The sequence below is a fragment of the Enterobacter sp. CCUG 70166 genome (assembly GCF_020224095.1).
GTDB classification, from domain to species: domain Bacteria; phylum Pseudomonadota; class Gammaproteobacteria; order Enterobacterales; family Enterobacteriaceae; genus Enterobacter; species Enterobacter intestinihominis.
In genome coordinates this window covers 178640-188798 of sequence record NZ_NRIQ01000019.1, presented here as the reverse complement: position 1 = coordinate 188798, position 10159 = coordinate 178640, and the positions used below count along the sequence as shown (strand labels likewise).

The window sequence follows — 10159 nt, the reverse complement described above, 5'->3', positions numbered from 1 at the left end:
TACTGGGTTGTCATCGGTTAATCCTTATGCCTTCTCGATCTGCACCAGGTTCGTGTGCTGCGGATTGCCTTTCGCCAGCGGTGACGGGCGGTGTGTGGTCAGGGTATTGATGCAGGAGCCGTGATCGACACGATCGCCGTTCATGTTGGCGTCATGCCAGGCGCCCTGGCCCATCGCGCTCACACCAGGCATAATGCGCGGGGTGACTTTGGCGGCAATGCGCACTTCGCCGCGATCGTTAAACACGCGCACCGTGTCACCGTTTTTAATGCCGCGCTTCTCGGCGTCTACAGGGTTAAGCCACACCTCCTGGCGACAGGCGGCCTGGAGCACATCCACGTTGCCGTAGCTGGAGTGGGTACGGGCTTTAAAGTGGAAACCGAATAGTTGCAGCGGGAATTTGCTGCGCTCGGGCGCGTCCCAGCCTTCAAAGGTTGAGGTATAGACCGGTAGCGGGGTGATGGTTTCGTCTTTTTGCAGTTCCCAGGTTGCCGCAATATCCGCCAGCTTGCTGGAGTAGATCTCGATTTTCCCCGACGGGGTTTTCAGCGGATTGGCATCTGGATCGTCACGGAATTTTTTATAGGCCACAAAATGTCCATTTGGATCTTTGCGCTTATAAATACCCATTTTTTTCAGCGCGTCGTAGGACGGCAGCAGCGGATCTTTGGCAACCATTTTGGCGTAAAGGTAGCGCAGCCACTGCTCCTGCGTACGGCCTTCGGTGAATTTCTGATAGACATCCGGTCCGAGACGTTTCGCCACTTCGCTCATGATCCAGTAGATGGGCTTGCGCTCGAACTTCGGGGCGGTTACCGGCTGGAGGAAAATCAGGTATCCCATGTTGCCGGCGTAATCGTTGGGGATGATATCTTCCTGCTCAACGGTCATCAGGTCCGGCAGGACAATATCGGCATACTTCGCGGACGAGGTCATGAAGTTGTCGATAACGACGATCGTTTCGCACTTACTCTCATCCTGCAAAATGTCGTGAGTTTTGTTGATATCAGAGTGCTGGTTGATGATGGTATTACCCGCATAGTTCCAGATGAACTTGATCGGCACATCCAGCTTATCCTTACCGCGTACGCCGTCGCGCAGGGCGGTCATCTCCGGTCCACGCACGATGGCATCCGTCCAGCTGAAGCAGGAGATTTGCGTTTTCACAGGATTTTCCGGCAGCGGCATACGTTCGATGGTGATGGTGTAGGTCGATTCGCGCGCGCCGCTGTTGCCGCCGTTAATGCCGACGTTGCCGGTCAGGATCGGCAGCATGGCGATGGCGCGGGATGTCTGCTCGCCGTTGGCCTGACGCTGCGGGCCCCAACCCTGGCAAATGTAGGCCGGTTTTGCCGAACCGATTTCACGGGCCAGCTTAATAATGCGATCGGCAGGAATGCCTGTAATGCGCGACGCCCATTCCGGGGTTTTCGCGGTTTTGTCATCACCCTGGCCGAGAATATAGGCTTTGTAATGACCGTTAACAGGTGCGCCTTCCGGCAGGGTTTTTTCGTCATAACCTACGCAGTATTTATCGAGGAAGGGCTGGTCGACGAGGTTTTCATTAATCAGCACCCACGCAATACCTGCCACCAGTGCGGCATCGGTGCCCGGACGAATCGGGATCCACTCGTCTTCGCGGCCTGCGGCGGTGTCGGTGTAGCGCGGATCGATAACGATCATCCGTGCGTTAGAGCGTTCGCGTGCCTGTTCAAGGTAGTAAGTGATCCCGCCGCCGCTCATGCGCGTTTCTGCCGGATTATTGCCGAACATCACCACCAGTTTGGTGTTTTCGATATCCGATGTACTGTTGCCGTCGTTGCTGCCGTAGGTGTAGGGCATTGCGCAGGCGATCTGCGCGGTGCTGTAGGTGCTGAGGAAGCCGCCGTAGCAGTTCATCAGGCGTGCCACCAGCGAGGCGTAAGGGGAGGAGCGGGTGATATTGCCGCCGACAATTCCGGAGGAGTAGTTAATGTAGACCGCTTCGTTGCCGTATTTTTCGACCACGCTTTTCAGGCTCGCGGCGATGGTGTCCAGCGCTTCTTCCCAGGTGATACGTTCAAACTTGCCTTCTCCGCGTTTGCCCACGCGTTTCATCGGATAGTTCAGACGGTCTGGATGATTAATGCGACGGCGAATTGAACGGCCTCGCAGGCAGGCGCGAACCTGATGGTTGCCGTAAACATCCTCGCCGGTATTATCCGTTTCAACCCAATAGACTTCGTCATCGCGAACGTGCAGACGCAGCGCGCAGCGGCTACCGCAGTTTACCGAGCAGGCGCCCCAGACGACTTTATCTTCCGCTGGCTGAATAGCGGTCTGCACTGCGGCGGCGGCGCTTTTCAGACCAAAAGGCAATGCGATCCCACCGGCGGCAAGCGCCAGAGATCCTATGGCAGTAGATTTAACCAGAGTTCGACGGCTTATCCCGTCGTGATGTTCAACTTCGGACATAACTCACCCCATCATTGTTAATAATTATTTTCACCCGTGACTACAACCGGGCTAATGATGGGGGGAGTGTTACTTATTTAGAGGTATTAAATATTAATCCTCGTCAACTCAGGGGAATTGAGTGGGAAAATCATTGCGGCTCAGCGGGTGCATTCTCCTGCGTACCTGCACCGCTTACCGGGTAGTTTCCGCTACTGGTGCGAGTGTACAAAATTTTGAAAGTATCGTTGGCGCAATGCCCAACGACCTGCGCATCCGGCTGGTCGGCCTGATCGTTCGGCACGATGTTCAGGGTAAAGCCAGACTCCGGTACGCCGTTGTTGATAATCTTCTGCTGAATGTCGCTTTTCACGCGCTCGCAGGAGTCCGGGGCCGCAAGAATAGCAGGTGAAGCACTCATTAACAGCAGGGCGGTAATCCAGGGTAACCGTTTCATCTGTAGCTCCTTTTCACTGTGTAGACTGTAAGCATAGCAGGGTTAGGGTAAGCTTTTGTTTTTGTGTCTCTCTTTCTGAATTGTCCTGGAGCCCCGCCTGCGTCATAAAATAAATTGCGAATAATGGTGCTGATTGTCTACCAGATAAGAAGGCAGGGTGCGTTTTGATACCTCTTGCCTGACCAGTTTTCGGTCTCGTCCCCAGATATCTTCGGCGTTGGTGATAACCTTCATAATATGTTCCGGGTTATTAAATTCCGGCAGATCGTATTCGGTATGAGAAATGGTAGACATTTTTTCGGAAATTCTTTCTGGGGTCATTACCCAGGAGAAATGCCAGCCGCCATCTTTCACAACCTTATTATTGATTTTTAGCCAGTTCCATTTAAACCATGACCAGTTTTTATCTTTGCGTGCACGCTTCCAGTTTCTGAAAGATTCAGGCTCACCGTGGAAGAAATGCTTAAGGTTGTAATAGGACGTCGCGCGGGGCAAGGTACATTTTCTCGGCGTACCATCCATGTTGTGAACCTGAAGATTAAACTGATAGTTGAACACGTTTTGATGAATAGTCGTGCAGAGCGCGCGTGGATTAATGGCCCTGACCGTCTCGGGAGAGAAAATTTCATCAACGTCTGACACCAGAATCAGATCGTCGTCTGCCGCGTCTTTTAACCCATTCATAATGGAGTTGCGAAGCGCTGCTTCATTTGCCCAGGCATCAACCTGGTTATTGTCAGCACTGTTTAAAATAGGCTGCGCGTCAAAAGGCACGTAAATAATTTTGTCTCTGAATTTGGCAAACTTCGTAATATCGAAATGTAATTCTCGCGGTATGCCCGTAAAAGAGTGTGTTGCTTCTACAATGACAAAACGGTCAACGACATCAGCGAGCGTATGTAATCTGATGTCGAGCAACATATCTTCGTCATAGTACAAAAAACAGTCGTAAATCATGATGTTAACCCGAAAATTTAAGAATCTAATTTTATAATAATGTGGAATTTTCCGCGCCCAAAGTAGCCACTTTGGCAGGTCTCGTCAATGCAAATGACGGATTTATACAGCGTAAAGAGTCAAATGAAGTGCTGTTATGTAAGTTGCTGTATTTGCTAATATGATTGTATCTCTCTCTGAACGGTAAATGATGTGAATAAATACGCAGCGATAACGCTACTGGCAACGGTACTGGTGGGATGTGACAACAACACCGCGCCGCTGTCATTTACGCCGGAGATGGCGAGCTTTTCGAACGAGTTTGACTTTGACCCTCTGCGCGGGCCGGTGAAAGATTTTACCCAGACGCTGTTGAACGATAAGGGTGAAGTCTCTAAACGCGTGACCGGAACGATGTCGTCGGAGGGGTGTTTCGATACCCTTGAACTGCACGATCTGGAGGCTAACACGGGCGTTGCGCTGGTGCTGGATGCTAACTACTACGTCGATGCGGAAACCCAGCAGCAGAAGGTGAAGTTGCAGGGAAAATGTCAGCTGGCGGAACTGCCGTCTGCCGGCCTGACATGGGACACCGACGATAATGGGTTTGTGGTTGCCGCGCACAGCAAAGAGATGGAAGTGAAGTACCAGTATGATACCGACGGCTACCCGCTCGGTAAAACCACGGTCTCCGGCGACCAGCGTTTATCGGTCAAATCGATGCCGTCGAAAGATCTGCGTAAGCGCATGGATTATACGGCGGTAAGCCTGTTGAACGATAAACCGATGGGCAATGTAAAGCAGAGTTGCGATTACGATCGCCACAACAACCCGGTGAGCTGCGAGCTGGTTATCGTCGATGACAGCGTTAAACCTGCCATTGAGCGCAAGTACACCATCAAAAACAGCATTGAATATTATTAAGAATAAAACCGCGCAGGTTACTGCGCGGTGGGTTTAAGCAGGTTGGCGGAGGAGGATTTATGCCCGGCCAGATGCTGATGCTGGAAAATGCACATGCGGATGGTGTTACGGTATTCGCCATTAATAAAGAACTCATGGATCAGTTCACCTTCCACCATAAAGCCGAGCTTACGGTAGATATGAATCGCTTTTTCGTTCTCTTTGTCGACGATAAGGTAAAGCTTGTAGAGATTCAGGACGTTAAACCCATAATCCATCGCCAGCTTTGCCGCCCGCGACGCAAGACCTTTCCCCTGGTGCTCCGGTGAAATAATGATCTGAAATTCCGCCCGACGGTGAACATGGTTGATCTCAACCAGCTCAACCAGCCCGGCTTTCTCACCTTCGCACTCCACCACAAACCGGCGTTCACTTTGATCGTGGATATGCTTATCGTAGAGATCGGACAGCTCGACGAAGGCCTCGTAAGGCTCTTCAAACCAGTAGCGCATCACGCTGGCATTGTTGTCGAGCTGGTGGACAAAGCGTAAATCTTCGCGCTCCAGCGGACGGAGCTTTACGTCACACGGCATCGACATTACGGTGCTACCGTGCGGCCAGTGCGACGATCCAGACAGCGCAGGGTGTTAGGCTCCCAGTAAGCGTTGACGTTGGCACTTTGCTGGCATTTGTCGCGGGCATCAAACGCGACGTCTTCTTTATCCCACTCTTTTTCCACGCGCTTATTCACTTTCTGACGCAGGCTGCGGGTGTCATTCCATTGTTCTTTGTCCATGGCAGCATTCTGGCGGCTTTGCGCGCTATCACCAGACTCAATGATGAGTTTGCTGGTTTCGGCTGATGCCGTTGCGGTGAAGGCGAACGAGGACAGCGCCAGTGCGGCTGTCAGACAAAGGCGTTTGCTTAATGTAGTCATAGCGTTTCCTTTAAACGGGTGCAGACAATCGGATTACCCCGTTGGATTCTACACCAATCCGAAAGGGTGTCATACCCGCGCGGCAGGTATGGGAACGATGAGAGCATTATCGCGTATGATGTCTAAATCAATCCTCACGAAACGAGAAAAATGTTCAAAACGACGCTGCTTTTTTTCGCGACCGCGCTGTGTGAAATCATCGGATGCTTTTTGCCGTGGCTCTGGATAAAGCGGGGCGCTTCCGCGCTGCTGCTGATCCCGGCGGGTGTGTCCCTGGTTCTTTTCGTCTGGCTGCTCACCCTGCATCCGGCCGCCAGCGGGCGGGTTTATGCGGCCTACGGAGGGGTGTACGTCTGTACTGCGCTGCTGTGGCTGCGCTTTGTCGATGGCATCAGGCTAAGCCTGTATGACTGGGCAGGCGCGCTGGTTGCCCTGTGCGGCATGTTGATCATCGTGGCTGGCTGGGGACGCGCATAGTCGTCCTCATAGTGTGATCATCCGCTGATTTTTCGATCATTATACTTGTATGGTAGTAGTGTAGTTGCGTAAATTTCCTGCATCACAACGAGCGATGTAAGGAAATGGATTATGAAGATTGTCGGGGCTGAAGTATTTGTCACCTGCCCGGGGCGTAACTTTGTCACCCTTAAAATCACCACCGATGAGGGCATTGTCGGTCTGGGTGATGCCACGCTTAACGGACGTGAACTTTCCGTTGCCTCCTACCTGAAAGATCACCTGTGCCCTCAGCTGATTGGCCGCGATGCGCACCGCATCGAAGATATCTGGCAGTTCTTCTATAAAGGCGCGTACTGGCGTCGTGGCCCGGTCACCATGTCAGCGATTTCTGCCGTGGATATGGCGCTGTGGGACATCAAAGCGAAAGCCGCGAACATGCCGCTCTATCAACTTCTGGGCGGAGCCTCCCGGGAAGGGGTGATGGTTTATTGTCATACCACCGGGCACACCATTGACGACGTACTGGAAGATTATGCCCGTCATAAAGAGATGGGCTTTAAGGCTATTCGCGTGCAGTGCGGCGTGCCGGGGATGAAAACCACCTATGGTATGTCTAAAGGAAAAGGGCTGGCGTATGAGCCTGCAACCAAGGGCGACTGGCCGGACGAGCAGCTTTGGTCCACCGAGAAATACCTCGACTTCACGCCGAAACTGTTCGACGCAGTGCGCAGTCAGTTCGGCTTCAACGAACATCTCCTTCACGACATGCACCACCGTCTGACGCCCATCGAAGCGGCGCGATTCGGCAAAAGTATTGAAGAGTACCGCCTGTTCTGGATGGAAGATCCGACTCCCGCTGAAAACCAGGAGTGTTTCCGCCTGATCCGCCAGCACACCGTCACGCCAATTGCGGTGGGGGAAGTGTTCAACAGCATCTGGGACTGCAAGCAGCTGATTGAAGAGCAGCTCATTGACTATATCCGCGCCACCATAACCCATGCGGGCGGCATCACCGGGATGCGTCGCATTGCTGACTTTGCCTCACTCTACCAGGTGCGCACCGGCTCACACGGCCCGTCGGATCTGTCGCCGATTTGCCACGCCGCGGCGCTGCATTTTGACCTGTGGGTACCGAACTTTGGCGTGCAGGAGTATATGGGGTATTCAGAGCAGATGCTGGAAGTGTTCCCGCACAGCTGGCGCTTCGATAACGGCTATATGCACCCGGGCGACAAGCCAGGGCTGGGCATTGAGTTTGATGAGAAGCTGGCAGCGAAATACCCGTACGAACCGGCCTGTCTGCCGGTGGCCCGTCTGGAAGACGGCACCCTCTGGAACTGGTAAACGAGGAGCGAATAATGAAAAGCGTAGTGATCCAACAGCCGAATGCGCTGGTGATTGAGGAGCGTCCTCTCCCGTTGCCGGGCGCAGGCGACGTCCGCGTCAGAATTAAGCTCGCCGGTATCTGCGGTTCAGACAGCCATATCTATCGTGGGCATAACCCGTTTGCCAAATACCCGCGGATAATCGGTCACGAGTTCTTTGGCGAAATAGACGCGGTTGGCGAAGGCGTGGAGAGCACCCGACTGGGCCAGCGCGTGTCTGTTGATCCGGTGATCAGCTGCGGGCACTGCTACCCGTGTTCCGTCGGAAAACCGAACGTTTGTACCTCGCTGGTGGTGCTGGGCGTCCACCGTGACGGCGGCTTCAGCGAATACGCCGTCGTGCCGGCGAAAAATGCCTGGCACATTCCGGATGCGATCCCTGACAAACACGCGGTGATGGTTGAACCCTTCACCATTGCCGCCAACGTGACGGGGCAGGCGAAACCCACCGAACAGGACGTGGCGCTGATCTACGGCGCAGGCCCGATGGGGCTGGTCACCGTGCAGGCGCTGAAGGGCGTTTACAAGGTGAAGCAGGTCATCGTGGTGGATCGCATTGATGAGCGGCTGGGGATGGCGCAACGCAGCGGCGCAGACTGGGTCTTCAACAACAGCGAGCATTCGTTACAGGCCGCGCTGGATGAAAAAGGCATCAAGCCGACGTTAATCATCGATGCTGCCTGTCATCCGTCCATTTTGCAGGAAGCGATTACGCTGGCGTCTCCGGCGGCGCGCATCGTGCTGATGGGCTTCTCCAGCGACCCGAGCAAGATCGTGCAGCAGGGGATCACCGGCAAAGAGCTGTCGATCTTCTCTTCGCGCCTGAATGCCAACAAATTCCCGGTTGTCATTGACTGGCTGGAAAAAGGGCTGATCGACCCTGAAAAACTGGTCACCCATACATTTGACTATCACCACGTTACAGACGCCATCGAACTGTTTGAAAAAGACCAGCGGCAGTGCTGCAAAGTCTTGCTCACGTTCGACCAATAATAATTCACGCGGTTAAGAGCCTGCGAAGACAGGCTCTCAGTGGTACGCATCTTACCTTGCAGAGATAGCCATTATGACTCAAGCACAACCTCAAAGAAGTACGTCAGACCTGGTGAAAGCCGCCGTATCCGGCTGGCTGGGCACCGCCCTGGAGTTTATGGATTTTCAGCTTTACTCCCTTGGCGCCGCGCTGGTATTCCATGAAATCTTCTTCCCTGAACAGTCCGCGGCCATGGCGTTGATCCTGGCGATGGGGACCTATGGGGCAGGCTACATCGCGCGTATCGTCGGGGCATTTATCTTCGGCAGAATGGGCGACAGAATTGGCCGCAAAAAGGTGCTGTTTATCACCATCACCATGATGGGGATCTGCACCACCTTAATCGGCGTCCTGCCAACCTACGCGCAGATCGGGATTTTCGCACCGGTGCTGCTGGTGACGCTGCGTATTATTCAGGGGCTGGGCGCGGGGGCAGAAATCTCCGGCGCAGGTACCATGCTGGCGGAGTACGCGCCGAAGGGTAAACGCGGCATCATCTCCTCGCTGGTGGCCATGGGAACCAACTGCGGGACGCTGAGCGCCACGGCGATCTGGGCCGTGATGTTCTTTGCCCTCGATCGTGAAGAACTTATTGCCTGGGGCTGGCGCGTGCCGTTCCTCGCCAGCGTGGTGGTGATGATCTTCGCCATCTGGCTGCGTATGAACCTTAAAGAGAGCCCGGTGTTTGAGAAGGTTAACGACGCTGAAACCATTGCGCCGGTTGCTGCGCAGGATACCTCGGTCGGCGCGATGTTTAAGAGCAAATCGTTCTGGCTGGCGACGGGGCTGCGCTTTGGTCAGGCCGGCAACTCAGGTTTGATTCAGACTTTCCTTGCCGGATATCTGGTGCAGACGCTGTTGTTTGATAAGGCGATCCCAACCGATGCGCTGATGATCAGTTCGATTCTCGGCTTCCTTTCCATCCCGCTGCTGGGCTGGCTGTCCGATAAAGTGGGGCGCCGTCTGCCGTATATCCTCCTTAACATTTCAGCCATTATTCTGGCTTACCCGATGCTGTCGATTATTGTCGATAAGAGTTACGCGCCGGGCGTGATTATGCTCTCTATCATCGTTATTCATAACTTTGCGGTGCTCGGGCTGTTCGCGCTGGAAAATATCACCATGGCAGAGATGTTTGGTTCGCGGAACCGCTTTACCCGCATGGCCATTTCGAAAGAGGCGGGCGGGCTGGTAGCCGTAGGCTTTGGTCCGGTGCTGGCGGGGATCTTCTGCAACATGACCGGGTCCTGGTGGCCGATTGTGGTGATGCTGGTGGCGTACTCGCTGATTGGGCTGGTCTCCGCGTTGCTGATGCCGGAAGTGCGCGACCGCGATTTGAGTGAAGCCGAAGATGCTGCGGAGGCTCCTCATAAGGAATCGGTAGCCTACGGCGCGCTCTCTTCACGCCGCTAGTGGTTTACATCTTGCGCTACCTGTCACACAACTTTTTACTGATGTCACACCACATGGCGAAAAGTTAATGTAAATCAAGATCTGAAAACGATGTATCAGTATGGTTAATGGCAGCGTTTTTTGACTCCGACTGCCATTCTAGTTGGTGTAGTCAGCAGGCGCTGCCGCTCTTAAAAGGAAGCGGCAGTGGATCACAGCTTTCA

10 protein-coding genes are annotated in these 10159 nt (G+C 53.9%); 5 read left to right on the top strand and 5 right to left on the bottom strand.

What is annotated here, in order from left to right:
- Positions 1 to 24: 24 nt before the first annotated feature.
- The 3 genes from ynfE to CKK19_RS09780 form a co-directional block, all read right to left on the bottom strand.
- Positions 25 to 2454 (bottom strand): selenate/tellurate reductase subunit YnfE, encoded by a 2430-nt coding sequence (gene ynfE / locus CKK19_RS09790; protein WP_063853684.1) that lies wholly within the window; start codon positions 2452 to 2454, stop codon positions 25 to 27.
- 130 nt (positions 2455 to 2584) lie between these two features.
- Positions 2585 to 2890: a DUF1161 domain-containing protein gene (locus tag CKK19_RS09785; protein WP_006808860.1), complete on the bottom strand. Its 306-nt coding sequence runs from the start codon at positions 2888 to 2890 to the stop codon at positions 2585 to 2587.
- A gap of 102 nt (positions 2891 to 2992) precedes the next feature.
- Positions 2993 to 3847, bottom strand: coding sequence for a beta-1,4-mannosyl-glycoprotein beta-1,4-N-acetylglucosaminyltransferase (locus CKK19_RS09780; RefSeq protein WP_023306114.1), 855 nt, complete (start codon positions 3845 to 3847; stop codon positions 2993 to 2995).
- 192 nt (positions 3848 to 4039) lie between these two features.
- On the opposite strand from CKK19_RS09780, the gene CKK19_RS09775 reads away from it, so the two are divergent.
- Positions 4040 to 4750 carry a YnfC family lipoprotein gene (locus tag CKK19_RS09775; RefSeq protein WP_032622202.1) on the top strand — a complete coding sequence of 237 codons (711 nt, stop codon included), beginning with the start codon at positions 4040 to 4042 and terminating at the stop codon, positions 4748 to 4750.
- Positions 4751 to 4767: 17 nt separating this feature from the next.
- On the opposite strand, the gene speG is transcribed toward CKK19_RS09775, so the two are convergent.
- Together speG and CKK19_RS09765 are read right to left on the bottom strand one after the other, a co-directional pair.
- Complete coding sequence (gene speG, locus CKK19_RS09770) at positions 4768 to 5328, bottom strand: spermidine N1-acetyltransferase (RefSeq protein ID WP_023300006.1); 561 nt, start codon at positions 5326 to 5328, stop codon at positions 4768 to 4770.
- A complete protein-coding gene (locus CKK19_RS09765; RefSeq protein ID WP_022647984.1) occupies positions 5328 to 5666 on the bottom strand; it encodes a DUF1283 family protein in 339 nt (112 codons plus the stop codon). Before CKK19_RS09765 ends, speG begins: the two co-directional genes overlap by 1 nt.
- 150 nt (positions 5667 to 5816) lie before the next feature.
- On the opposite strand from CKK19_RS09765, the gene CKK19_RS09760 reads away from it, so the two are divergent.
- The 4 genes from CKK19_RS09760 (at position 5817) to CKK19_RS09745 (ending at position 9956) form a co-directional block, all read left to right on the top strand.
- The gene (locus CKK19_RS09760; protein ID WP_063853683.1) at positions 5817 to 6143 is read left to right on the top strand and encodes a YnfA family protein; all 327 of its coding nucleotides are present in this window, start codon (positions 5817 to 5819) and stop codon (positions 6141 to 6143) included.
- A 111-nt stretch (positions 6144 to 6254) separates the two neighbouring features.
- Positions 6255 to 7469 (top strand): D-mannonate dehydratase ManD, encoded by a 1215-nt coding sequence (manD, locus tag CKK19_RS09755; protein ID WP_023300009.1) that lies wholly within the window; start codon positions 6255 to 6257, stop codon positions 7467 to 7469.
- Positions 7470 to 7483: 14 nt separating this feature from the next.
- The gene (locus CKK19_RS09750) at positions 7484 to 8503 is read left to right on the top strand and encodes a Zn-dependent oxidoreductase (RefSeq protein ID WP_063853681.1); all 1020 of its coding nucleotides are present in this window, start codon (positions 7484 to 7486) and stop codon (positions 8501 to 8503) included.
- Between the two features lie 73 nt (positions 8504 to 8576).
- The gene (locus CKK19_RS09745; RefSeq protein WP_045309023.1) at positions 8577 to 9956 is read left to right on the top strand and encodes an MFS transporter; all 1380 of its coding nucleotides are present in this window, start codon (positions 8577 to 8579) and stop codon (positions 9954 to 9956) included.
- Positions 9957 to 10159: the final 203 nt, after the last annotated feature.

Bases quoted from the DNA above. Each gene is read 5' to 3' on its own strand.
- ynfE (WP_063853684.1), bottom strand. From the start codon at position 2,454: ATGTCCGAAGTTGAACATCACGACGGGATAAGCCGTCGAACTCTGGTT.
- CKK19_RS09785 (WP_006808860.1), bottom strand. From the start codon at position 2,890: ATGAAACGGTTACCCTGGATTACCGCCCTGCTGTTAATGAGTGCTTCA.
- CKK19_RS09780 (WP_023306114.1), bottom strand. From the start codon at position 3,847: ATGATTTACGACTGTTTTTTGTACTATGACGAAGATATGTTGCTCGAC.
- speG (WP_023300006.1), bottom strand. From the start codon at position 5,328: ATGTCGATGCCGTGTGACGTAAAGCTCCGTCCGCTGGAGCGCGAAGAT.
- CKK19_RS09765 (WP_022647984.1), bottom strand. From the start codon at position 5,666: ATGACTACATTAAGCAAACGCCTTTGTCTGACAGCCGCACTGGCGCTG.
- CKK19_RS09760 (WP_063853683.1), top strand. From the start codon at position 5,817: ATGTTCAAAACGACGCTGCTTTTTTTCGCGACCGCGCTGTGTGAAATC.
- manD (WP_023300009.1), top strand. From the start codon at position 6,255: ATGAAGATTGTCGGGGCTGAAGTATTTGTCACCTGCCCGGGGCGTAAC.
- CKK19_RS09750 (WP_063853681.1), top strand. From the start codon at position 7,484: ATGAAAAGCGTAGTGATCCAACAGCCGAATGCGCTGGTGATTGAGGAG.
- CKK19_RS09745 (WP_045309023.1), top strand. From the start codon at position 8,577: ATGACTCAAGCACAACCTCAAAGAAGTACGTCAGACCTGGTGAAAGCC.